The sequence below is a fragment of the Jiulongibacter sp. NS-SX5 genome, from assembly GCF_052828545.1.
This window is the reverse complement of record NZ_CM128248.1, coordinates 1,988,838-2,011,156: the sequence shown is the minus strand read 5'-3', so window position 1 is coordinate 2,011,156 and position 22,319 is coordinate 1,988,838. Positions and strand designations below refer to the sequence as shown.

At 40.4% G+C, this 22,319-nt stretch carries 22 protein-coding genes; 5 read left to right on the top strand and 17 right to left on the bottom strand.

The features are described 5' to 3' along the window. Positions 1–3 precede the first annotated feature (3 nt). Positions 4–288, bottom strand: a complete 285-nt coding sequence (locus tag ACUXV0_RS08870) for a DUF427 domain-containing protein (protein ID WP_446192730.1) — start codon at positions 286–288, stop codon at positions 4–6. Between the two features lie 191 nt (positions 289–479). Here ACUXV0_RS08870 and ACUXV0_RS08865 point away from each other — a divergent pair, with 191 nt between their 5' ends. Continuing rightward, positions 480–2,882 carry a M1 family metallopeptidase gene (locus tag ACUXV0_RS08865; protein ID WP_446192729.1) on the top strand — a complete coding sequence of 801 codons (2,403 nt, stop codon included), beginning with the start codon at positions 480–482 and terminating at the stop codon, positions 2,880–2,882. A 56-nt stretch (positions 2,883–2,938) separates the two neighbouring features. Here the strand turns inward: ACUXV0_RS08865 and ACUXV0_RS08860 are convergent, their stop codons facing one another. The 3 genes from ACUXV0_RS08860 to ACUXV0_RS08850 all read right to left on the bottom strand — a co-directional run bounded on the left by ACUXV0_RS08860 (position 2,939) and on the right by ACUXV0_RS08850 (position 7,297). Next, the gene (locus tag ACUXV0_RS08860; protein WP_446192728.1) at positions 2,939–4,405 is read right to left on the bottom strand and encodes a 3-coathanger stack domain-containing protein; all 1,467 of its coding nucleotides are present in this window, start codon (positions 4,403–4,405) and stop codon (positions 2,939–2,941) included. A 64-nt stretch (positions 4,406–4,469) separates the two neighbouring features. Next, complete coding sequence (locus ACUXV0_RS08855; protein ID WP_446192727.1) at positions 4,470–6,488, bottom strand: ComEA family DNA-binding protein; 2,019 nt, start codon at positions 6,486–6,488, stop codon at positions 4,470–4,472. Continuing rightward, positions 6,485–7,297 carry a hypothetical protein gene (locus ACUXV0_RS08850; protein ID WP_446192726.1) on the bottom strand — a complete coding sequence of 271 codons (813 nt, stop codon included), beginning with the start codon at positions 7,295–7,297 and terminating at the stop codon, positions 6,485–6,487. Before ACUXV0_RS08850 ends, ACUXV0_RS08855 begins: the two co-directional genes overlap by 4 nt. Before the next feature lie 96 nt (positions 7,298–7,393). On the opposite strand from ACUXV0_RS08850, the gene ACUXV0_RS08845 reads away from it, so the two are divergent. Further along, positions 7,394–7,855 carry a hypothetical protein gene (locus ACUXV0_RS08845; RefSeq protein ID WP_446192725.1) on the top strand — a complete coding sequence of 154 codons (462 nt, stop codon included), beginning with the start codon at positions 7,394–7,396 and terminating at the stop codon, positions 7,853–7,855. Here the strand turns inward: ACUXV0_RS08845 and ACUXV0_RS08840 are convergent. Then, positions 7,852–8,967 carry a hypothetical protein gene (locus tag ACUXV0_RS08840; RefSeq protein WP_446192724.1) on the bottom strand — a complete coding sequence of 372 codons (1,116 nt, stop codon included), beginning with the start codon at positions 8,965–8,967 and terminating at the stop codon, positions 7,852–7,854. The two genes, ACUXV0_RS08845 and ACUXV0_RS08840, sit on opposite strands and share 4 nt — an antisense overlap. 94 nt (positions 8,968–9,061) lie before the next feature. Between ACUXV0_RS08840 and ACUXV0_RS08835 the strand changes: the two genes are divergently transcribed. After that, positions 9,062–9,682, top strand: a complete 621-nt coding sequence (locus ACUXV0_RS08835; protein ID WP_446192723.1) for a thymidine kinase — start codon at positions 9,062–9,064, stop codon at positions 9,680–9,682. Between the two features lie 2 nt (positions 9,683–9,684). Here the strand turns inward: ACUXV0_RS08835 and ACUXV0_RS08830 are convergent, their stop codons facing one another. From ACUXV0_RS08830 to ACUXV0_RS08805, 6 genes are all read right to left on the bottom strand, one after another. Further along, positions 9,685–9,975, bottom strand: a complete 291-nt coding sequence (locus tag ACUXV0_RS08830) for a hypothetical protein (protein ID WP_446192722.1) — start codon at positions 9,973–9,975, stop codon at positions 9,685–9,687. A 49-nt stretch (positions 9,976–10,024) separates the two neighbouring features. Then, positions 10,025–10,384, bottom strand: coding sequence for a hypothetical protein (locus tag ACUXV0_RS08825; protein ID WP_446192721.1), 360 nt, complete (start codon positions 10,382–10,384; stop codon positions 10,025–10,027). A gap of 318 nt (positions 10,385–10,702) precedes the next feature. After that, complete coding sequence (locus ACUXV0_RS08820) at positions 10,703–11,395, bottom strand: FkbM family methyltransferase (RefSeq protein ID WP_446192720.1); 693 nt, start codon at positions 11,393–11,395, stop codon at positions 10,703–10,705. Positions 11,396–11,435: 40 nt separating this feature from the next. Continuing rightward, the gene (locus tag ACUXV0_RS08815) at positions 11,436–12,506 is read right to left on the bottom strand and encodes a hypothetical protein (protein ID WP_446192719.1); all 1,071 of its coding nucleotides are present in this window, start codon (positions 12,504–12,506) and stop codon (positions 11,436–11,438) included. Between the two features lie 2 nt (positions 12,507–12,508). Continuing rightward, positions 12,509–13,102 carry a hypothetical protein gene (locus ACUXV0_RS08810; protein WP_446192718.1) on the bottom strand — a complete coding sequence of 198 codons (594 nt, stop codon included), beginning with the start codon at positions 13,100–13,102 and terminating at the stop codon, positions 12,509–12,511. Further along, the gene (locus ACUXV0_RS08805; RefSeq protein WP_446192717.1) at positions 13,089–13,649 is read right to left on the bottom strand and encodes an RNA polymerase sigma factor; all 561 of its coding nucleotides are present in this window, start codon (positions 13,647–13,649) and stop codon (positions 13,089–13,091) included. Before ACUXV0_RS08805 ends, ACUXV0_RS08810 begins: the two co-directional genes overlap by 14 nt. A gap of 271 nt (positions 13,650–13,920) precedes the next feature. Here ACUXV0_RS08805 and ACUXV0_RS08800 point away from each other — a divergent pair, with 271 nt between their 5' ends. Next, on the top strand, positions 13,921–14,709 hold the full coding sequence (locus ACUXV0_RS08800; RefSeq protein WP_446192716.1) for a ParA family protein: 789 nt from the start codon (positions 13,921–13,923) through the stop codon (positions 14,707–14,709). 6 nt (positions 14,710–14,715) lie between these two features. On the opposite strand, the gene dnaB is transcribed toward ACUXV0_RS08800, so the two are convergent. The 4 genes from dnaB to ACUXV0_RS08780 all read right to left on the bottom strand — a co-directional run bounded on the left by dnaB (position 14,716) and on the right by ACUXV0_RS08780 (position 19,010). Continuing rightward, positions 14,716–16,176, bottom strand: coding sequence for a replicative DNA helicase (dnaB, locus tag ACUXV0_RS08795; RefSeq protein ID WP_446192715.1), 1,461 nt, complete (start codon positions 16,174–16,176; stop codon positions 14,716–14,718). Positions 16,177–16,208: 32 nt separating this feature from the next. After that, on the bottom strand, positions 16,209–17,063 hold the full coding sequence (locus ACUXV0_RS08790) for a ParB/RepB/Spo0J family partition protein (RefSeq protein ID WP_446192714.1): 855 nt from the start codon (positions 17,061–17,063) through the stop codon (positions 16,209–16,211). 1 nt (position 17,064) lies between these two features. Beyond that, complete coding sequence (locus tag ACUXV0_RS08785; RefSeq protein ID WP_446192713.1) at positions 17,065–17,901, bottom strand: ParA family protein; 837 nt, start codon at positions 17,899–17,901, stop codon at positions 17,065–17,067. Positions 17,902–18,098: 197 nt separating this feature from the next. Further along, positions 18,099–19,010 carry an alpha/beta fold hydrolase gene (locus tag ACUXV0_RS08780; RefSeq protein ID WP_446192712.1) on the bottom strand — a complete coding sequence of 304 codons (912 nt, stop codon included), beginning with the start codon at positions 19,008–19,010 and terminating at the stop codon, positions 18,099–18,101. Positions 19,011–19,258: 248 nt separating this feature from the next. Between ACUXV0_RS08780 and ACUXV0_RS08775 the strand changes: the two genes are divergently transcribed. Continuing rightward, on the top strand, positions 19,259–20,194 hold the full coding sequence (locus ACUXV0_RS08775) for a hypothetical protein (protein WP_446192711.1): 936 nt from the start codon (positions 19,259–19,261) through the stop codon (positions 20,192–20,194). Between the two features lie 86 nt (positions 20,195–20,280). Here ACUXV0_RS08775 and ACUXV0_RS08770 read toward each other — a convergent pair whose 3' ends face one another. Both ACUXV0_RS08770 and ACUXV0_RS08765 read right to left on the bottom strand, forming a co-directional pair. Beyond that, positions 20,281–20,700 (bottom strand): response regulator, encoded by a 420-nt coding sequence (locus ACUXV0_RS08770; protein ID WP_446192710.1) that lies wholly within the window; start codon positions 20,698–20,700, stop codon positions 20,281–20,283. Between the two features lie 31 nt (positions 20,701–20,731). After that, complete coding sequence (locus ACUXV0_RS08765; protein WP_446192709.1) at positions 20,732–22,093, bottom strand: sensor histidine kinase; 1,362 nt, start codon at positions 22,091–22,093, stop codon at positions 20,732–20,734. Positions 22,094–22,319 lie beyond the last annotated feature (226 nt).

The following is a 22,319-nucleotide window of genomic DNA, read 5'->3' as shown; positions in this document are numbered from 1 at the left end:
TACTTAAGAGGGTTCTACTTTAACGCCTTTCCAGAAAGCGACATGGTCTTTAATGCCGTCGGCCATAGGTTTTGGGTTAGGATAATACCAAGCAGCATCTTCATTTACCTTTCCCTCCACTTCTAGTGTATAGTAGGAGGCCTCACCTTTCCAGTGGCAGGTGGTGTGCGTATCGCTATTTTTGAAATAATCTTTCTTTAGAGTTTCTTTTGGGAAATAGTGATTGCCTTCTATTTCAACAGTTTTAAGACTTTCGGCGATGGTAACACCGTTCCAAATGGCTTTCATGACAGTTATGATTATATGCTAGAAGATACGACCATTTATTGAGAACAGTTTTTGCGTTAAACTTACCCTAACTTATATTCTTTGGTGATTTGTCTACAGCTTATGCAAAATCACTGTCAAGTATGTTTTTTGGCAAAAAAAATAGGCTTAAATTGCTCACTTACTTCAATTCAATAAATTTTAACCAAAACATGAAAAGCAATTTTACTGACAAGCTTTCTCTAATTAAACGAGTGAGTGGTCTAGTGATGGCGGCTTGTATGCTGGTAATAACTGGTCTACAACAAGCCTCAGCTCAGATTGACGCCACTCGTGCATTTGAGCAATTGGGAACTGAACTTCCTACCCCGAATACCTACCGAACAGGTTCCGGAGCCCCTGGTCGCGATTATTTCCAACAAAAAGCCGACTATAAAATCAAAGTTGAGCTTGATGACGAAAATCAGCGTATCATTGGTGAAGAGGTCATTACCTATTATAACTATTCGCCGGATCCTCTGAACTACCTGTGGGTACAGCTGGATATGAATATGTTTAAGGACAATTCAATCAACGCTTTGTCAAAAACTGGTGGTATTAACGAGCAAATGAGCTCTCGTCAATTAACAGGAATGCAATCCGCAAGCTCTGTTTTTGGTGACGTAGATAATACTAGAGAAAGAGGTTATGATATCAAATTTGTAAAAAATGCCTCTGGCAAAAACATGACATATACCATCAATAGCACTATGATGCGTATTGATTTGGATGAGCCTCTTACTACAGATCAGTCTGTTGATATTCAGATAGGCTGGAGCTATAATATGGCTTCTTATTATGGTCGTTCTGGTTTTGAGTATTTTGAGGAAGATGATAACTACAATTATTTTGTGGCTCACTGGTTCCCAAGAATGTGTGTGTATGATGATGTAAACGGCTGGCAGAACAAGCAGTTTATGGGTAGAGGTGAATTTGCCTTGGTTTTTGGTGACTATGAAGTAGATATCACAGTGCCAGATGACCACGTGGTAGTGGCTACCGGTGAATGTGAAAACTGGGATAAAGTATTGACCAGAAAACAGCGTCAACGTCTGGATGAAGCTTCAAAAGCTACAGATCCTGTTATGATTGTCACTCAGGATGAGGCTATTGAGAATTCGAAAACGAAATCAACGAAAAAGCAGACCTGGAAATACAAGGCTGAGAATGTTAGAGACTTTGCTTTTGCTTCATCAAGAAGATTTATTTGGGATGCTATGCAAACCGATGTATACGGCAACGGTCGTAAAATTTGGAGTATGTCTGTCTACCCGAAAGAGGGGAATCCACTATGGGAGCAGTACAGTACAAAAGTGGTAGAGCAAACGCTAAAGACTTATGGTAAGTACACCATAGATTACCCTTACCCTGTGGCTATTAGCTGTCATGCAACAGCCGGTGGAGGTATGGAATACCCGATGATTAGTTTTAACGGTGGACGTCCGGAAGCTGATGGAACATACTCAGAAAGAGTAAAAAGAGGGATGATCGGTGTAATTATCCACGAAGTTGGTCACAACTTCTTCCCGATGATTGTGAACTCTGACGAACGTCAATGGACGTGGATGGATGAAGGCTTAAACACCTTCTGCCAATATTTGACCGAGCAAGAGTGGGATAGTGACTTTGGTTCAAGAAGAGGTGAAGCTCAAACGATGATTCCATACATGAGATCTGACCCGAGTATGATGCAGCCAATAATGACTAATTCTGAGCAGATTATTCAGTTTGGAAATAATGCATATGGTAAACCGGCCGCTGGATTAAATATTTTGAGAGAAACCATCATGGGACGAGAACTGTTTGATTTTGCTTTCAAGGAGTATGCTCGCAGATGGGCATTTAAGCATCCAAAACCGGCTGATTTCTTTAGAACTATGGAAGATGCCAGTGGTGTAGATTTAGATTGGTTCTGGAGAGGATGGTTCTACACTACCCTTCCGGCAGATCAGGACTTGGCTGAAGTAGAATGGTTTAGTCTTGATACTCAAAACCCGGAAATCACCAAGGCCGAGGCCAGAGCAAAATATGAAAAGAGCCGCGAAACGCTTTCTGTGATCAGAAATAAGACAGATATCAAAGAAACCGTAGAAGAGAGTCAGGAAAGATATCAGGATTTCTACTCTACCTATGATGAATTTGAAGTAACAGAAGCTGATAAAAAGCGTTATGAAGCATACCTTAATACCTTAACTCCGGAAGAGAAAGAACTGATGGAAAGTGGTATGAACTACTACGCTCTGAAAATCAAAAACAAGGGTGGTTTGATTATGCCGGTAATTGTGAAAATGGAGTTTGAAGATGGTACTGAAGAGGTAGTTCGTTTCCCGGCAGAAATCTGGAGAATGAATAGTGGTGAAATCACCAAGACGATTCCTACTCAGAAGCGAGTGAAGAAGTTTATTCTGGATCCTTATCAGGAAATCGCAGATATTGATGACTCCAATAACGCTTATCCGAGAGAGCCGGAACAGCCTACTCGTTTCCAGCTTTACAAGAGATCAAGAGGGTCTGCTCCAAATCCTATGCAGGAGGCCAGAAGTGCTCAGGAGGCAGCGACTCAATCTGCTGATTAATAGCTAAGTAACATGAAAAGATGAGGTGGCATGTCTGAAAAGATATGCCACTTTTTTTATGGGCAACCACCAATTTCTGTTTTAAACACAACACCCGAAGAGGTTTCAAAGCCAGGTTCCATCAAAATATAGCCAGACTTTAGTTTGATGTGTGAAGTGTTGCCTTGAAACTTTGAGGCGGTCTTAATAAATTGATCCGCTGTTCTGCTAACACTTTCATTAAAGGTTTTCAATCCCATATCCAACTCAGAGGGGCAGGGGTAACCAAGTTTAAAAACAGCGAAGTCTATTCCACCTTGATTAGAGGCTACATCTCCATTTGATGATGTACTCTCACCTGTAATTAAAAAGCCACCATCAAATGTGCCTAATAATGAATAAGGGCCTTCGCTGCCGCTGCCACCCAGAGGAATGGCGAAGTCTACACCTCCAAAGGGTATCGTCTGAAGTAGGAAAATATTACTTGGCAGTTTTCCGGCTGCCTGATCATAAAGTGTATCTGAAAAGGACTCTACGGCTATAGTTGGCGTAAATAAATCAGGGTTATAGGTCAATCCCCCCAGATATTCATCTTCATCATCTCCAATAAGGTCATTGGTGCCTAGTTCAGGTATGCCGTTTTGATTGACTTGAAAAAGCCAAACATCAGCTCCGCCATTATTTAACCCAAAAATATCACCACTCGAAGATGAGAAAGAGGTAGACGCAATGTAAATCAAGCCTGTTTCGTCAAACACCATTCTTCCGTCAAATTCATCTGCAGAACCACCCAAGAGATTAATATTTGATATAGAGCCCGATGACGTTGATTTGGCCCAAAGTAGATCAGATCCACCGTTAGATGTGACGGAGCTAACTGAGCTTGAGAGGGTCTCACCGAGCATAAAATAGGTGCCGTTATCTTCCAAAAGTTGATTAGGTGTTTCATCGGCCGCTCCACCATATGTTTGTTCCCAAACTAAGTTTCCCGAGCTATTTACTTTGCGTAGCCATAAGTCTCTCCCTTTGCTAGCAATATCTTTAGTGCTCAAAAAAAGGTAGTTATTATCACTTGTTTCTAAGATAGAGCCTTGGCTAGTGGGTTCTCCTCCCTGAAAAGTATTAAAAACTACACTTCCTGTAGAATTGATCTTTAGTACATAGGCACCAACTTGAGTAAAGTCTAGCGTTGTGCCACTTGAGCTAGATTTGCACAGCAATACCACACCGCCGTCTGCACAGGCAGCAATTGCCGAAAGGCTATCGGCTCCCGTGCCTCCGTAATGTCTACTCCACAGCTCATTACCTTCATCATCAAGTTTAGCAAGGTATATATCAGAAAGACCATTATTTCCCGGTATGTTTCCGTTTGAAGAGCTACTTGTGCCTGCAATGTAAATACTACCGTCTAAAGATTGGGCTGCTTGCAAAGCAATATCATCCCCCGAACCACCAATAGATCGCTGCCAGATTAATGCAGGATCTTGTGCCCTGGAATCTAGGCTAATAAAGAGTATTGTTAAAATTAGTAAAAGCTTTTGCACGTTAACGTCGGAGTAGATTTCAATAGCTAAACTCGTTAAAGTGATCCATATTATGTAGGATTATCTAAAATTTATATCGAACCTGAAGCTTGAGGTCTGTTCTATGCGGAGCATTTATTTCATTTAATCCGCTGCTGATGGTCTCTCTATCGGTGAGTGAGGTTCTGGCTACTCTAAACCAAACATCGATATTTCTGTTTACACTGTACCTGCTGACCAGGTATAAACGGCTTCCTTTTCCGAAATAGGCCGGAAAAGAAACGGTGTAGAGTACATCGTTTTCGTAGGCATATATACGAGAGTTATAATCGTCTGTGCTAAAAAGTGCTACTCTACTTTTCAATTGCCAGCGGCCTACGCTTCCCTCAATATCCTGAATAATGGCATATCCATTTGATCTGGGTAGCCCTTCATAAGTGAATGAATTGTATTGCAGACGTGTCTGCGATTTAAAGCTTTTTCCTAGGTTTGTTTCAAAGTGAGCCAGCAAATTCTCCCTGTAAGAGTCTACCAGATAGTCTGAAACTGTTTCATTATTGGGGAAATTACGCTGCTTACGCTCGCGGTGATATTGGGTATAGAAAAGCCATTTCTTGGTCGGTTTAAGCGTAAATCTGAATAAATAATCGTCTCCATCAGAAGGAGCGTCTACCAGGTATCTCAGCCAGGGGAATCTGTATTTATCGTAAAATGCTGAGAAGGTGTAGCCTTTCTTTGGGGTGTACTTTAAGCCACTGTAAATCCCTTTTTCGTTAATATTTCTACTGGCTTCGCCAAAGGCATTGGCATAGAAACTATGGAAGTCTTTATCATAACTCCTTAAGTTTAATGCCCATTCTAATTGAGGGCTTAAAGTAGATACGAAACCACCTACGGCTCCCCAGCCTCCACTGCTAGATCGGGCGGCTTCGCCAAAAAAATTGAAGTTTTGCCAGCTGTAACTGAAGTTCGGCCCAGCTACTATGTTCTCTGTTCCTTTAAATTCATGCCGAGCATATTCGCGTGGGTTTCTTTCAATTGTATTTCCAAAAATGGTACCGACTACGGTCATTCCAAAATGCCCTCCTGGGAAAGTATATTTGGCATTAAGACCATAGTTTTGCTCTGTCAGTACGCCTTTTTTAGCAATTTCATTTTCTGTGCGATGAAGCCCTGCTACCAAAATCGAGCTGAAAACATCTTCACGTTCTTCTACTGAGGTATTGAGGCTAGCGTCTCTTTTACTAATTGAGGCAAAGCCCGTTAGCTCCACTTCACCACCATCATAGGTAGCTGCTGCACCTCTCAGGAAACCACCCTCTAGGACAGAATTATGGGGTCTTATTCCCAGGTCGCTTCGGCGAGTGGTATAAATGGGTTCGCCACCTTTACCTGCGGCGTAACCCCCAGACATGATCAGTCCCTGACCAAACTGCAGTTGGTAGTCCCCAAGAATCATGTTTTTGATTTTACCCTTGTTTTTAAGCTGAAAATGGAAGGTAGTATAGTCTGCTATATTGGGCTCTCCCTGATCTTTTTCCATGATAAAGCCTAGGCTAAAGTCTTTAGGGTGCTGAAGTCGATACCGAGCGTATAGTTTTTCGGGGCTGCCCAAAAAGCTGCTATCACTATACCCTCTGGCCAGTTCCATCGTTCTCTCTGTTCTGATCACAAAGAAATGATCGGTGGCTCTGTTATAAATGCCCTTGATATCATTTCCACTCAGCTTTTGACTAATTCTTACAAAAGGGAGAAGGTTTTCTATGGTCAGCAGATCAAAGTTCTCAATGCTCTGCAATTCATACAAACTCAGTAGTTTTCCATACTTCTTCCGATGATCCATTAAGCTTTGAATCTGGATTTCAGAAAGTACATATAAGCTTCTTAGTTCTCCTACGTCAGCCTGATTGATATCAAGAGGGTTAAGGTAAAACTGAAGTAGAGCCTCGTAGAGGTCTTCATAATTGGAGTCGTCTTGTTGGGTGGCAGACAGACGCTGAATAAACTCATCTAGCTCAATAACCGGTTGCGGAACTTCCTGTGCCCATAATTTGCCACAAATAAGCATCATGATCAGAGCGATATGTGAACTCCATCTTTTCATTTTTTTGGCAAAAACATGCTTAGGCTTAAATGATGAGAAAGTCCCAGTGTTGGGTGGGTGTTGGCAGCATAGTCCAGTTGCCATTTTTCATATCTGTAACCGAAACCAAAATGGTTGGTTTTGATGGCAGTATCGATTCCTGATCTGAGGAATAAGTTTTCTTTCAAGGCATATTGGAGTCCAACTCTAAAGCTTGGTTTTTGCTCAGGAATATAGGAGCCCACTGCACTGAGGCTAACCTGACTGATGGGCATAAATGCCAAACCCAGGTTTATGGTAGTCGGGAGGTTTTCACCATCATTAAGCCGGGCTCCTGTCAAATTAACGGCATGAAGTCCCAGGTTTAATTTAGAGTTCAGTTTAGCCATAACGCCGAATTCGGTAAGAATTGTGGCCGAGGAAGTGATGTTTTCGGCATAAGAACCCAGATATGATGCCTTTACACCCAGGGCTATTCTACCGGTGCTTTTAGCTAAAGCTATCCCAGCTTTGTTTTCATTATACAATTGATCTCCGAACCTCTCGGCACCTACACCTATGCTAAAAGAGGCTCTACTCCAGGTGCCAGCCAATGAAGCCGTGGAAAGTCCACCAATATTGAAACGGGAATCGTAAGATGAAATAATTAAGTTTTGCTCTGCAAAAGCTAAACCGGCGGGGTTGAAAAAGAAAGACTCTGAAACGGGTAAGGCGGTCAATGCGTTTCCCATTCCCCAGCTTTTGGCACCTACAGGTTCTAAAACCGTACTTTGTGCTAATGCCCCCAGAGGCAGTAGAAAGAGAAGAAATATGGGGTTCAGGTATTTCAAAACGATGAACTAAAATTAGTGTTTCAATTTCAATTTTCGTTTAGAAACTTTCATCTTATTATTGTGTAAACGATTTTTTCACCTCTTTATAAAGCTATGACTGATCAACTAATATTTACTGAATCCATCAAAAACGATATTATTAAAGCCTCTAAATGGGCAAAGTTTCTCGCCGTTTTAGGTTTTATAGGCTCCGGATTTATGGCATTGGCGGGCTTGGTTATGATAGGTTTGGCCGGAGTTTTTGATTCTTTTAAAGAAACTCCCGGGTTTGGAGAGCTTGGCGGCTTTTTCGCCTTTTTTCCACTCCTATATCTGGCGGTAGCGGTGGCCTATTTTTTCCCAAGTTTATACCTCTATCGTTTTGCGGAGAAATCAGCCGGATCGGCAGAGTTTATGCAGCAAGAGGAAATGGAGAAGGCTTTTGGCTATCACTTCAAACTTTACAGATTTGTAGGGGTATTTACCATCGCCATGTTTGCTCTTTATATTATTATGATCATCGTAATGAGCTCACTTTCAAGCTCGATCTCCAATGAATTCATAAACGCAGTTTAAGCGAATTTTCTCTCCAGGTGAGCATAAAATTCACCAGCCTCTTCAGATCCTTGGTTCCATTTAAACTGTTGGGCAGTATGTTCTTTGATATGGTTTACGGCCTGATCATAGCTGTTGTAAGTTTCCAGAGCTTCTAAAGTTTGGTTAAATGCATCTATATCACCACCAAATAGATTTCTTACGAACAGGTGTCTTTGGTTAAACGAGATGCCTTCTCTCAGGCTATTGATTTTTCTTTTTTGATGAACATCCAGAAGACTTTTACCACTATCAGAGACTATTCTTTCATTGAGTGTTACAGTCCCGTTGTTGAGTTTTTCGTTAAGTCTAGCTGTAAGATTTGCCACCTCTTCGGTAAATGTCTCTGATTTAGGTTTTACCTCTGGTGTTACTGTTTTTACAGACATCTCCATCACAGGTTCTGGAGTTGGCTTCAGTCTTACTGGCTTTGGCGTTTCTGAAGAACCATTTAAAGCTTCGTCAAAGAAAGAACCACCATTGGTTTTTCTGCCAATAGTTATTGGTAAAATATTATTGATATCATCCAGTAGGTCTGAACAATCTTCAGTTCCATCTGTAGCAATGACCTCCTTCAGGTAATCGATGTCTTTATTGGCTAGTACTTCTTCTGCGGTCATTTTAGAGGAAAGACCTTCCATAATATGCTTATTGACTGTCAGGTATTTTGAATTACTCTCAATCCACTCTTTAGTCAGTTTGAATTCAGGTAAATTTCTCAACAGTCCTTCAAAGAACTTTTCGGGTTCCAGCGACAATTGAAGCGTATCGTAAGTGGCTTTTGTCAAAAGCGATTGAAAGGCTTTATGACCTACTGATATATGGCGACTTAAGGTATTCATAAAACTGGTTAGGGCTTCTTTAACCTCTTCATTGTCATAATCAAAAAACGGGCTTTTGAGTCGGCTGTTCTCTTCCTGCCACTTCTCGTAGAGGTTTTTGATTACCATAAGGTTAATCTGCTTTACCTCAGTTATTTGAAGTATGTCTGCACCGCCAATTCTATTGCTGTCTTTGAAATATTCACCGCAGATAAGTGTAGAAAACTGCTCAGCATATTGCTGGGCTTCTGCTGAATTCCATTTGTAGGTCATTTCCAAAATGTCGTTTTTTGTAGGATAAGCACTATTGTTATTGTAAAGATACAAATTCTGTGCGTTTAATTCTGAACGAAAAAAAATCGATTTTATGTTTCTAGAGCCAAAAAGTGGTAGATCGGCCGATAAAAAGTCGGGTTGGGTAGAGGTAATTTGTGGCTCAATGTTCAGTGGAAAAACCGAGGAGTTGATCAGAAGGCTAAACAGAGCCAAGATTGCGAAGCAAAACGTTGAAATTTTTAAACCAGGTATAGATACCCGTTATGATGAAGAAGATATTGTTTCTCATAACCAGAATTCTATCCGATCTACGCCCGTAAATGCTGCTGGTGAAATCTTGTTATACTCAGGAAACTGTGATGTGGTGGGCATAGATGAAGCTCAGTTTCTGGATGCGGGTGTGGTAGATGTGGTCAATAAACTTGCTGCCGGAGGAAAGCGAGTGATCATTGCCGGCTTAGATATGGATTCTACCGGAGCTCCATTCGGTGCCATGCCGGCCTTGATGGCTATCGCGGAATATGTCACCAAGGTGCACGCCATCTGTGTACAGTGTGGAGACATAGCCCATTATTCTTACCGTAAGGTCAAAAATGAAAAACAGGTGATGCTTGGCGAGCAAGAGAGCTATGAAGCCCGATGCCGACGCTGCTTTCACCTGTCTGATCAATTACCCGCATTGGCTTCTCCCGTAGAAAAAGTCACTGAGTAGTCTTAATAAGGTCTCTTGTAGTTTCTCTTTCTAGCTACAGGATCAGTTTTCAATGAAACCACCAGTGATTTCTTTCTGGTGTTTGGTCTTTTGTAGTTTTTACTCACTTCTTTGGTAGTGAGTGTGCCGGTAGGTGTACCTCCGTACTGCTGACGCACTTCTGCTCTTGCTTTATAATTTCGTTTATTTCTCAAAGGGCTCATGTTTTCTTCAATATCCTGGGCGAAAGCTCCACCCGTTGTAATTAATAATGCACTTAATGTTTTGTTGATAATTCCTGTTAATGTTTTCATTTTTCTTGTGATTTTGTTGTTTAACTTTTTCTTAATTAGAGTTTAAAAATTATGCGGCTTTAGGATGATAAAAAGCATGGAAAACAGGTCTCATATAGATCATTTCTTCCAGCTTGTTTTTGGCAGGAGTGTACAGATCATATTCGTCTCTGGCCAAACCCTTAAGAACCCCATGTAAATACTCCATAGAATCTGGGTGCGAGGTGAAATCTGAAAAAGTGAACTTGATAAATTCATCTTCTTCCTCTTTTTTAATGTATAAGATCAAATACAAATCCTTACCGTCGATCAAAGTTGTGGTGTAGCTTTGATCGAAACTCTTTGGTAATATCTGCTTATCTGTCATGAAGTCAATGACTTCCACAGCATCGTTAGATATTGACAAATTGTTTGTTAGTTGCTTTTCCATTTTTCTTTTTCTCTTGTGATAAAGTGTAATTGCTTATGCCAAAGATAAAAAGGCTTAAAGGTATTAAACAAAATATAATATGGAAAAAATTAAAAATAACGAAGAAAAACTTATTTATATCGATTTTTGATTAAAAGTCGAAATTTAATATTGTCAACATTTTTTAGGAATATACGTAGGGGTTAATCAAGGGATTTGATCGAAATAATATTTGGAATCAAGGCTATTTTTAAAATAAAGCACTTTTTAGAGGCGATTATCTAGTCTCTTTCGAAAGAAGTTATTGAAAACGGCTTATAGTTGTTCTTGAGGAGCGGATTATCTTTTAGGAATTGCCATTATCTCTGTGTCACCTCGCTCTGATTCCGGTTCTAGTACTTCATATTGATACTCACTTTTTACCAGAAAATTTAGAACACTCTGGTGTAAATCTTCACCATGGGTGGCTATCAGAAGTTTGGGCTTATAACCCATAATGGTATCAGTACATCCTTTGATAACTTCAAGCTCACCGCCCTCCACATCTATTTTGATAAAATCTGGTTTAGGTAACTTATTTAGCTTTACCCATTCGTCAATAGAAATCATTTCTACTTCCAGGTTTCCATCAGATGATACATGACCGGTAGCAGAGCCGGTTTGGGTATTGAAGCGTACTGTTCCTGATTTATCTCCAATAGCATATGGGAAAAGCTGAACACCTTCGGCTTTGTTTAAAGCCATGTGCCTCTCAAAAAAGCGTCTGTTTGCTGGCCTCGGCTCAAAAGAAAAGATATTCTTTGATCTGGAGTTGGCCATTAAAGAAAAGTAGCCGAAATGGGCTCCGATATCAAAGAAAACATAATCCTGCTTAAAGTGTTGTAGAAAAGCCTGAGCCTTATAGTTCTCAAAAGTTCCTTTGATAAATTTAGATCCAGAGGTCAATATCCATTTTTTGCCCTTTAGCGGGCCATCCTGAATTTTAGCCGAAATTCCGCTAAATAGCTGTTTAAAGAAATGCTTGATTGACATAGATTATAGTGAGATGCTGCCCAAAGGTAGCAAAAGCTCCCTATTTAACTTCTACTTTACCGTAAGAGCACTTCAGTTTAACCTTGGTGGCCTCATTCTCTTTGTCAGTACCTATGAGCATTTTCTTTTCCTGGGCATTTGAGGTGGCCAGGTATTTAACCTTAGGCTGTTCAGTAAGTATGAGGTCTGTATTATTGGTAACTGTGCTAAGCTCGTATTTGCCTTTAGCATTAAGTGGTAATTCCAGATTGGTATGTGAACTCTCAATTTCCAGCTCTTCTACATTGTCCATGATCTCCCCCAGAGTGAAGGCTTTGGCATATTTTACCTGAAATTTACACGACTCTTTCACTTTGGCCACGTGACCTTTACCATAGGTGGTTTTCATGTCAATATTATCAGCAGAGAGAACCTTTACATTACCGCAGGTATTGGTGAGCGTAATATCCTCTGCTACGTCAATCAAAAGAGAGGTTTGTTTGGCGTTTAGCTGCCCGCCCTTCATGTTTTTAATGAAGCCTTTGCCAAAGTTCAGTTCTATATTTGAGTAGTTATTTCTGATCTGATCGGCGTACAAATTGCCATACTTTTGATGAAGGTCCAGCACCGCAAGAAATTTTGGAATATAGACGTCTCCATGAGAATTGTTCACAGCTAAATTATGGTTTTGGGGCATCCATACTTCGTAATCCACTTTTAAGAAGTTGCGTTCATTTGGTCCGCTTCCTACATTATCTTCAAAAGCTGAGGTAAGGCATTGCAGATCTGTAGTAAAGTAGACGGTTCCGTTTTTCTTCTCAGACTTAATTTTGACGATGTTCAGGAAGGTTTCTACCTTTTTCTCTGTCTCAGCATTGGCTGTAATCTCAATATTGACTTTAACTTCTTCTTTATCCCAGATTTTGACTTTTACGTTACCGAAATGATTATCAATATGGATATCATCTTTACTGCTAAGATGATGTGTATGCGTAACCTTCTTTTTCTTTTCTATCAGATTCTCCAAGGAAGATGCATCACTAAAAGTGAGGTCTGGACAGCATCCGCCAGCCGCTTGAACCTGAGACAGTCCAAGAAGCGTGAAAGAAATAATGTAAAATAGCTTTTTCATAATTATACCAGTTGGATGGGGGTATCCTGTTGTTCTGAAGTGGTGCTCCACTCCGGCGATGAACTCCCTTTTTTGGTTTCTTCTTTCAGAACCTCCAGCTGCTGATCCAGTAGCTGAATTTGCCAGTTTAGATTGTCAATCATCTGCTCTAAAATCTGCTCCTGATTAGGGTTACGTGGCAATTCATTTTTAAGTTGCCCATAACTCTCATCTAAGGTTCTAAGGTCATTATTGAACTGTTGCATTAGCACAGGATTTACCTCTGTAAATGACATGAGCTGTGCTTTTTTCTCATCCACAAAAGAACTGTACCTAACCAGTTCAGCACCGTATTTAGTGCTGAGCTCCAGTACATCTTTATTTTCCTGGATAGGTCTGCTGTATTTACCAGCCATGTAACCTATACTCAATAAAAGGATTACCGAGGCTGCTATACCCATTTTGAAAAACGGCAACTTACGAAGAAGGCCTTTTCCTTCTTTAGGCTGTTCTTGTAAGTCTAAGCCTGCCTCTATTCTTTGCCAAAGTCCTTCTGAAGGAGTGGCTTGGTCAAAAGCAGACCGGTTTTGTTCAACGAAATCTTTAAGCTTGTCCATTTCTTATCAACTGCACTAGTTTCTGTTTAGCTCTCATATATTGTGTTCTTGAGGTGCTCTCACTGATGTCTAAGTAGTGAGCTATCTCCTCATGGTCGTACCCTTCAAAAAGGTACATATTTAGAACGGTACGGTAGCCGGCGGGCAAATGCTCCATTGCTTTGCTCACACTTTCTACCTGATAGGCCAAATCTTCCTCATCTATATGAAGAGGCTCTTCGGGCTCAATTTTATATTTGTGATCCTCAATATCTACCAGCTCCAGTTTTTTGGCTCGTAGGTAATTGATAGACTTATTCACTACAATTTGTTTTAGCCAAAGGCCAAAAGAAGACTCCATTCTAAACGACGACATTTTGGTAAATGCATCAATGAAGGCCTCTTGTAGTACATCCTCAGCTTCTTCCTGCTGTTTTATAAAACGCATGCAGGTACTGAGCATGGCACGCGAATAAAGTCGGTACAGTTCGTACTGAGCTTTGCGGTCGCCATGAATACACCTTTTAACTAATTCTGTGTTTTTTTCTATGTAAACTTTCGGTGTCAATATACTCGGCACCTCTACCCGCACGAGGGAATGTTTCTTTCTTAATTGCCTTGGATTCTGCTCGGGTGTTCAGAACAACCTCAAAACTACATCTTAATGTCGCGGAGATAAAGGCGATGTTGCACAAACGGTAAATTATTCTGATAAATCAAATCAAACGACAATCCATTAACGCGGTCAACGTTGATGAATTGTGGATCGAAAAAATAGGGTTCAAAACTGCTTTTTTATAAAATCTACCTACTTTTAACTTCAATTTTGAGCTTTCTGAATGATTCCAAAGGTCATTGCTATTTCTAACCAAAAAGGTGGTGTGGGTAAAACCACAACCAGTGTCAATCTGGCCGTAGGTTTGGCCATGAGAGGCTATAAGGTGCTTTTGATCGATACCGATTATCAGGCTTCATGTACTGTAGCATTGGGTATCAATATGGAATATGATAATAAGAGTATCTATGCTGCATTGGTAGATCTGGCTCCCATTCAGGATTGTATCATACCATCTGGTAGAAAAAACCTGGATATTATTCCGTCTACCCAGCATTTGGTAGGAGCAGAGATAGAACTTGTGACAGTAACCAACCGCGAGTTTATTCTCACCGATAAGCTGGAGGTGATCAAACCACTCTACGACTTTATTTTTATTGACTGCCCACCGTCTTTGGGTATTGTTCCTGTGAATAGCCTGGTGGCATCAGATTCGGTTCTGATACCACTTCAGTGTGAGTATTTTGGTTTAGAAGGTTTAGAAATGCTGCTGGATACTATCAAAATCATTCAGAAACGTCTCAAGCCGGAATTGTATGTAGAAGGAATTCTCATGACCATGTATGATAACGACTCTGACCTATCTAAAAAAATGGTAGCACTTATGCGTGAGAATTTCGGAGATGATGTTTTTGATACCTACATCAATCGTGACATTAACTTCATCGATTCTACAGCCAGTCAAATTCCTGTCATTGCTTCCAGAAAGTCAGAATCTGAGGGCCTTCAAGCCTATCAAAGGCTCATTCTTGAGTTTTTAGAAAAGTATAATTTGAAGAAGAGGAAGGTGTAGGGGGTTCTACATCTCATTCGCTTTACTTCCAATGGTAATGCCGGTTTGTTGTTCATACTCTTCGGCAGAGACATGGAAGCCATCAAACTCGGCGAAGCGGGTGTACTTACCAATAAATCTCATTTTAACATCTTCGGTACCACCACTACGGTTCTTGGCGATGATCATTTCGGCATAGCCTTTGGTGCTCGAACCATCTTCCAGAGAGTCAATATCATAATACTCAGGTCTGTAAAGGAACATCACCACATCGGCATCCTGCTCAATGGAACCAGACTCTCTAAGGTCAGAAAGCTGAGGTCTTTTATCGCCCCCACGTGTTTCTACTGATCTACTCAGCTGAGAAAGGGAAATTACGGGTACATTCAACTCTTTCGCCAAGGTTTTGAGTGATCTGGAGATGGCGGCAATCTCCTGCTCACGGTTCATGCCTTGTTTGATATTTCCGGCGGTCATTAACTGTAAGTAGTCAATGATGATCATTTTGATATTATGAAAAGCCTTCAGTCTTCGTGCTTTAGTTCTCAGTTCCAGAATAGAAAGTGCCGGAGTATCATCTACATAAATTGGGGCCGTAGAGAGATTGTTAAGTCTGGAGTGTAATGAGTGCCACTCGTCTTTGTCCAGTTCGCCTTTCCTAAGCTTTTGGCTATCGATTTCTGCCTCGGCAGAGATCAATCGAAGCATCACCTGCTGGGCAGACATCTCCAAAGAGAATAGTGCCACGGGCAAATGAAAGTCAATCGCCGCATTTCTCAAAGCTGAAACCACGAAGGCTGTCTTACCCATACCAGGTCTGGCAGCTATAATGATTAGTTCAGTATTATGAAAACCACCTGTAACTCTATCCAGTGACGGGAAACCAGAAGGTACATTGCTGTGCTCGGCATTCTGATCAGACTTATTCTTGATCTCCTCCAACGTCTTTTGAACTACTGCACTCAGCTCAGGGATATTCTTATTTAAGTTTCCTTCCTGAATTTCTCTAAGTGATTGCTCCGTGGAGTCCATAAGGCCATACACATCTGTGGTGTCTTCGTAGGCCTTATTTTTTACGGTGTCCAAAATCTTTACGATCTGCCTTCTGATGGCGTATTGAACAATAATACGTGCATCCTGCTCAATATGGGCCACCGTAGAATTGGTCATTATTCTGGAGACATAAGATGCTCCTCCTACAAATTCCAATTCACCGTTTTGTCTGAGTTGATTAGTGACTGTGAGTAGGTCGATGGGCTCAGTTTTACCAAATAAGGCAAGGATAGCCTGATAAATGGCAATATGTCTTTCATCCTGAAAACTATCAGGTTTCAAGATATCAATAACCGAAGTAAGGGCATCTTTTTCCTTAATGATACCACCAAGCACATTGGCTTCCAGAGCCTGCACATGCGATAGCTGCTGGAAAAGAACAGGTTCTCTTCCGGGCTTCGGGCTTGGTGTTAATCTTCGGTTTTGTTTTGCCATAGGGCAGAAAAATTCAATAATCCCAGAAAGTACTAGCTATCCAGACCTAATTGTGTCAGTAGTTTTTGCAGTTCTTCCTCACTTTGAAAAGGTAAGGAAACAAAGCCTTTGTCAATGGCATTCACCTTGATCTTCAAAGGCACTTTGGTTTTGCCTCTTAGGGAGATTTCTTCAATTCTCATATCCTCACGGTAGGTTTCCAGGGGAGAAAAGCTGCCATCTGTCTTGTTGGCTTCCTTCAAAAGTTCTTCTACCTTTCTGGCAGAAAGACCTTCATTCATGATTTTCTGAAGCAGTTCAAGCTGAAAGTCCTCGTCTTCAATCGTAATTAAAGGCCGTGCCTGACCCATGGTGATTTTACCCAATGTAATAGCCGACTGGATAGGGGCTGGTAATTGTAAAAGACGAAGGTAATTATTGACTGTTGTACGGTTTTTACCAACTCTCTCTCCAAGCTCACTTTGCTTCAGGCCACAGTCATCTATCATTCTTTGAAAAGAAAGGGCCACCTCGATAGCATTCAGGTTTTCACGCTGAATATTTTCGATAAGGGCCATTTCCAGCGAACGCTGGTCATCTACGTTTCTGATGTAAGCTGGTACTTCATCTAGACCTGCTAACTTGGACGCTCTTAATCTTCTTTCACCTGAGATGAGTTCGTATGATCCGTTTTCAGCCTCTCTAAGTGTAAGCGGCTGAATAATACCATGGATTTTGATAGATTCTGCAAGTTCATCCAGAGCTTCCTGGTCAAACTCAGTTCTCGGCTGATAAGGGTTGGTTTTAATGCTGGAAACCTTTACTGGCTTTACTCCATCAAACGAGGCCACCTTTTTCGAAACCACTAAATCGCTGTCACTTAGTAGTGCACTCAGTCCTTTTGCCATCTTACGCCGCTATGGTAATTTCTGCTTTGAATTCAGGAAGATTATTTCTTCTAAGCATTTCCTTGGCAAGGTCTACATAACTTATGGCACCTTTATTTTCCAGGAATTTAATATCAAACTCTTCGCCTTTCTCTCCTGAGAACATTAATAGTGCAGGTACTCCGTAACTAGGTGCTTCTGCCAGCTTTACGTTTCTAGGAACAATGGTCTCAAAACAGTCATCTTTGAAGTAGTTTCTAACGTCCTCTACTACCATTTTTGAGAGATTTGTACGGCCATCATACATGGTGAGTACGTATCCTTCCATCTCCAATTCAGGGTTCAGACGTTTTTTAATGATGTCTACAGTGTTTTGAAGTTTTGCGATTCCTTCCAGTGCAAAGTATTCACACTGAACAGGAATCAAAACAGAGTCAGAGGCCACAATGGAATTAATTACCATAAGGCCTAGTGATGGTGAGCAATCGATAAAGATGAAGTCGTATTCTTCTTTTAAAGGTGCTACCAGTTCTTTAAGTATATATTCACGAGCAACCTGATTGACTATTTCAAGTTCAAATCCGGCTAAATCTATATGAGATGGGATAACATCTAAGTTGGGTATCTCAGTGGAAAGTACACAGTCTTTGATATCAGACTCTCCCACAAGAGCAGAGTAGATATTATGCGTATGCTCTTTACTGTCAATACCAAGGCCGGAGCCGGCATTAGCCTGCGGATCGGTGTCTACAATCAGGATCTTATAATCCAGGATTGCCAATGATGCAGAAAGATTAATAGCCGTCGTAGTTTTACCTACACCACCCTTTTGATTAACAATAGATATTATTTTTCCCATGTCAGTTGATTTTGAGGACTACAAATATAACCGATTTTAGGGCGGTGAAATGGCTGGCTTTTCTTTTGTCGATAAGTTTTGAAATTGTGGATAAGTATGAGAAGCTTTTCGCTGTTTTATTGGAGTTCATTGATCTAAATCGAAAATCCCCACTGCCATGGGCGGTGGGGATTGTTACTAAGCTAATCTAACCACTATTATAAGGTCTTCATAAATTCTACTGTTTCTGTTACGATCTGATTCATCTTACCATGCATTTCATGGTCTGCCTCAGGAATGAGATGTAACTCAGCATGAATTTTCTTTTTATTTAATTCTGCATTTATTTTCTCTCCTTGTGACAGAGGAATTAAATTATCGTTCCCACCGTAGAAGAGAAGTGTATTACTGCTATTTCTATCGACATCATAATAGGGGCTTGCGGCCTTATATGCTGCAGGATTTTCCTGATACGGTTGGCCAATCAAAAGCTCTGTCAGGTTTCGATTTTTATCGTCTTTTATGCCATTGAAAATTGGCTCTTCGGTAAGGTCTGTAGGAGCAGCTACAGCAGTCACTGCGGCTATATCTTTATGGTCTTTTTTATAGGCATATGAAAGTGCCAAATGCCCACCGGAGCTATAGCCCCAAAGTACCACTTCATTGCTTAAGTTCAGGCTTGTCTTCAGGCTATCGTGATGATCAAAAAACAGATCAAAATCATCCATCATATCATTAAAGGTCACACTGTCTATACCAGCGAGTCTGTGATTGATATTGAAAATGGTGATGTTAAGGTTCTGATTTTTAAAGTGTTGTGCCGCCTCGTTAAGGTAGCTTTTATCGAGCAAGCTCCAGCCGCCTCCATGAACCAGCACCACAGAAACAGATTTTTTTTCAGGATCAAGACTGTCTACTTTAGGTATATACAAATCATAAGTTTGAAATCTATTCTCACCATAAGTTTGGTTGAATTTTACATCATAACCATTGACAGCTTGGTTGGTCATCAACTGATTTACCGAGACCCTGTTCTTCTTATTTCCTAAAGGAGAAATATCAGATACAGCATCGCAAGAAATAAGAGTAGATGTTACCAATAATAGAAGGAATAAGTGTTGAGTTTTCATAATTCTAGCAGTTTGATTTACCAGAATCCAAAAAATTATATTCCAATACTCTTTTGGTAAAAAAGGGGAATAAAAACGCGTAGCTATTTCCCCAAAATTCCCCCGAAAAATTTAGGCTGCTTTTCTCCCTTTATTTACCCGTTTTTGCTCATCTGAGCAATCCTTTGCTCGTTTAGTCCAATGGTCTGTATTCAAAACCTAAGGGAATAGGATTTTCAAATGATGAGCAGAAATTAAAACAAATTCATATGGAAAATTCGAACAAAAAGACAGCGGGGATAACCTCAATATTATTAGGAGTAGGTTTTGCGGCCGCCGCAATGGTAGGTGTTTATCAGTATCAAAATGCTCAGGAGGCTGAAAAGAATCTGGCTATGACTGAAGAGAAGGCCATGACACTTACAAATAAGAAAACTGAGCTAGAGAATGAAGTCTCTACATTATCTGCTGAATTAGAAGCTAGAATAAAGGCTTCAGAAGAAGCGGCTGCAGAACTAGCTGCAATGGAAGAAAAGAAAGCGGCGAATAATAAAGCTTATGCTTTCAAGATGAAAAAGGAACGTGCTCGTATAGAAGCAGAGCAGAAAAAACGTCAAATGGAGATTGACAGTCTGAATTCTCAGCTAGTAGAGTTAAATGCTATAAAAGATCAAATGGCTGAGGATCTGAAGGTAGTTCCGGTTCTGGAGAAAGAGAACGCAGACCTAAAAGCTGAAGTAATGGCTTGGGAGCAGAAATATGCAGCTCTAGAAGCTGATTTCAAGGACCTGAATACGCGTTATCAGAAACTAATCTATGATGCACCTGCCGATAATTTCAGAATTGAAGTTGCAGACAAAAGAGGTAAGCTAACCAGCAAGGCTAAGAGAGCCGAGACGGTCACAGTTTCGTTCCTGATGCCTGAGTTCCTGATGAAGGAAATGAAAGGAAAAGAAACGCTTTATCTAAGTTTATTTAATGAGAAAATTGAGCCACTTCCAGGTTATACAAGTGAAGTGAATGTTAACAGAGCCAATGGTACCATTCCGGTAGCTGTACACGCTACAGAGACGTATGACCCATCAAAAGGCCCGGAATTAGTGACATTCAAAGTGAAGTTAGAAGATCTGGAGTCTGGTTTCTATAAGGGTAAAGTTTATTCTGCCAATAATTACTTCGGTACAATCGACTTTAGATTAAGATAAGATACACTTACATGTTCTCTAAAGAAAATGCCCGACGGTTTCCGTCGGGTGTTTTTATTTAAAGTGAGACAGAAAGTATTTGAAATCTATAACGCCTCTTCAAAAGCCAGAGTCGCTGTTTGGCAATAGAAATGAATGATTGATTTCAGCATGGCCACAAGATCATCGTACTTCGCAGGTTTAACAAAATAGGCTGCTGCACCATTTTGATAAGCATTTTTTACCTCTTCTTCTGCCGCCGAGGTAGATATTATCATAACGGGTAAATGCTGTAATCTAGGAGTGGTTTTAATAAACTTCAGCATCTGTCTTCCGTCAATTTTCGGCATATTCAGATCCATCATGAGTATAGAAGGTAGTTTACTTTCAGCCAGTCTGTTTTTTAGAGAATTGCCATCATTTATCCATTCTACCTGGCATTCACAATTGATTTCTTCCAGTGCCGATTCCATCAGAAAACGGTCATCCGGGTCATCTTCGGCTATCATTATTCTGTATGTTTTCATCACTCTTATGTTTTTAATTCCTGATTTTGCTCTAGGCAGGGAAATACAAGTGAAACTCTGCCCCATCATTTATGGCACCGTCGGCATCCATATCACCACCATGATTTTGCATGATGCGGTTGCAAATAGAAAGCCCGATACCAGTACCCTCTATATCCGATGTTTTTTCCAGACGACCAAATACGGTAAACATTTTGGCCTTAAACTGTGGGTCAAAGCCTTTACCGTTGTCCTTCACCACAATATGCTTGAATTGAACCGGATCATCATCAAAATACCTGGTTTTGGTATAAGCTCTTATTCGAATAAAAGAGTCAATATCTTGTCTTCTGAACTTTATGGCGTTGCCAATCAGATTTTGAAACAATTGGTAAAGCTGTCCTTTATGCCCTTCTATTTCAGGTAATTCGCCAATATCCAATTCTATTCCTTCCAGCTTATCTTCAAAACTATCTGTTACTTCATTGATGATGGTATTGAGGGGTACTAATTCTGTTTCAGGCTCATCAGACATCAGTCTGGACAGGCTTAATAAGTCATTGATCAGGTGAGTCATTCGCTCACTTGAGGCGTCCATTCTTTCCAATAGATTGAGACCGCTTTCATCAAGCTTTTCACCGTGATCTCTAAGAAGCTTTGTAGCAAACATTCTAATTTTTCGAAGTGGTTCCTGTAAATCATGAGATGCCACATAAGCATATTGTTCCAGTTCCTGATTTGACTTATTGAGGTTCTCTACATTTTCCCGCAGGAGGAGGGTGGCTTCGTCACGTTGTTTGAGTTCATTGCTAAGCAAAACGAAAGCATACCCTAAAAATCCGAGTATCCCTAAGGTGAGAATAAAAAGAAGGAATGGAGTGAATTGCTCTTCAAACTCCTTTATCCTAAGCCTCTTTTTTAACAGTATTTTTTCGTGACTTTCGGTTTTATCCAGGAGGTCGTAAAACTCTTTATTAATATTCTCATTTCTGAGAATTAACTCGTTCTGCACATATTTATAATTAGCGGTGGAGGTATCATTAATTACCTCAACGAGGAGACTTTGAATCCGATCATCCACCTCTTCATTGATTTTTTTGGCATAAAACTGGTGAACTTTGTCGCCCCGGGTGAGTCTTTTGAAAAGCTGTAGCGTATGTCTTAAACTATTTTTTTCTTCCTGAAACTGATAATAGTATGTGGTATCTTTGGTGATGAGATAGCTTCTTTGCTGTGCAATAGCCGTATTAAAACCTGATTTGAGATTAGAAATCGCCAGCAAAGTCTGGTTAGACCGGTCAATGGTATCTGAGTACTCCTTAAAAGTGCTGAGCCTGTCAAACGTCAGGATACTTAAAAAAAGAAGCACTGCCAGTGATATTCCAAAAATCAGGTTGACTAGTTTTTTATTCATACGATTAGCTTTACTCTTTTTGGGGAGCATATTCCCCAAAAATTCTCATTTTGGGTCAGGGTTTAATTCTTAATTTCTCAATATTGCATAGAATGCAATATTTGTAATAATTTAATAATGAGATTGTTATGAGGGGTTTGATTCACCTTTTTCCTCAAAAATCCTCAATGTGGACTTTCTTTTGTTTAGAATATATTAATAAAACGCACCATATGTGAATTAGGAT

Coding starts and splice junctions, on each gene's coding strand:
- ACUXV0_RS08770 (WP_446192710.1), bottom strand. CDS start 20,700: ATGAAAACATACAGAATAATGATAGCCGAAGATGACCCGGATGACCGT.
- ACUXV0_RS08780 (WP_446192712.1), bottom strand. CDS start 19,010: ATGAAAACTCAACACTTATTCCTTCTATTATTGGTAACATCTACTCTT.
- ACUXV0_RS08855 (WP_446192727.1), bottom strand. CDS start 6,488: ATGAAAAGATGGAGTTCACATATCGCTCTGATCATGATGCTTATTTGT.
- ACUXV0_RS08765 (WP_446192709.1), bottom strand. CDS start 22,093: ATGAATAAAAAACTAGTCAACCTGATTTTTGGAATATCACTGGCAGTG.
- ACUXV0_RS08865 (WP_446192729.1), top strand. CDS start 480: ATGAAAAGCAATTTTACTGACAAGCTTTCTCTAATTAAACGAGTGAGT.
- dnaB (WP_446192715.1), bottom strand. CDS start 16,176: ATGGCAAAACAAAACCGAAGATTAACACCAAGCCCGAAGCCCGGAAGA.
- ACUXV0_RS08840 (WP_446192724.1), bottom strand. CDS start 8,967: ATGACCTACAAATGGAATTCAGCAGAAGCCCAGCAATATGCTGAGCAG.
- ACUXV0_RS08785 (WP_446192713.1), bottom strand. CDS start 17,901: ATGGGAAAAATAATATCTATTGTTAATCAAAAGGGTGGTGTAGGTAAA.
- ACUXV0_RS08820 (WP_446192720.1), bottom strand. CDS start 11,395: ATGTCAATCAAGCATTTCTTTAAACAGCTATTTAGCGGAATTTCGGCT.
- ACUXV0_RS08870 (WP_446192730.1), bottom strand. CDS start 288: ATGAAAGCCATTTGGAACGGTGTTACCATCGCCGAAAGTCTTAAAACT.
- ACUXV0_RS08775 (WP_446192711.1), top strand. CDS start 19,259: ATGGAAAATTCGAACAAAAAGACAGCGGGGATAACCTCAATATTATTA.
- ACUXV0_RS08810 (WP_446192718.1), bottom strand. CDS start 13,102: ATGGACAAGCTTAAAGATTTCGTTGAACAAAACCGGTCTGCTTTTGAC.
- ACUXV0_RS08790 (WP_446192714.1), bottom strand. CDS start 17,063: ATGGCAAAAGGACTGAGTGCACTACTAAGTGACAGCGATTTAGTGGTT.
- ACUXV0_RS08815 (WP_446192719.1), bottom strand. CDS start 12,506: ATGAAAAAGCTATTTTACATTATTTCTTTCACGCTTCTTGGACTGTCT.
- ACUXV0_RS08835 (WP_446192723.1), top strand. CDS start 9,062: ATGTTTCTAGAGCCAAAAAGTGGTAGATCGGCCGATAAAAAGTCGGGT.
- ACUXV0_RS08845 (WP_446192725.1), top strand. CDS start 7,394: ATGACTGATCAACTAATATTTACTGAATCCATCAAAAACGATATTATT.
- ACUXV0_RS08830 (WP_446192722.1), bottom strand. CDS start 9,975: ATGAAAACATTAACAGGAATTATCAACAAAACATTAAGTGCATTATTA.
- ACUXV0_RS08825 (WP_446192721.1), bottom strand. CDS start 10,384: ATGGAAAAGCAACTAACAAACAATTTGTCAATATCTAACGATGCTGTG.
- ACUXV0_RS08800 (WP_446192716.1), top strand. CDS start 13,921: ATGATTCCAAAGGTCATTGCTATTTCTAACCAAAAAGGTGGTGTGGGT.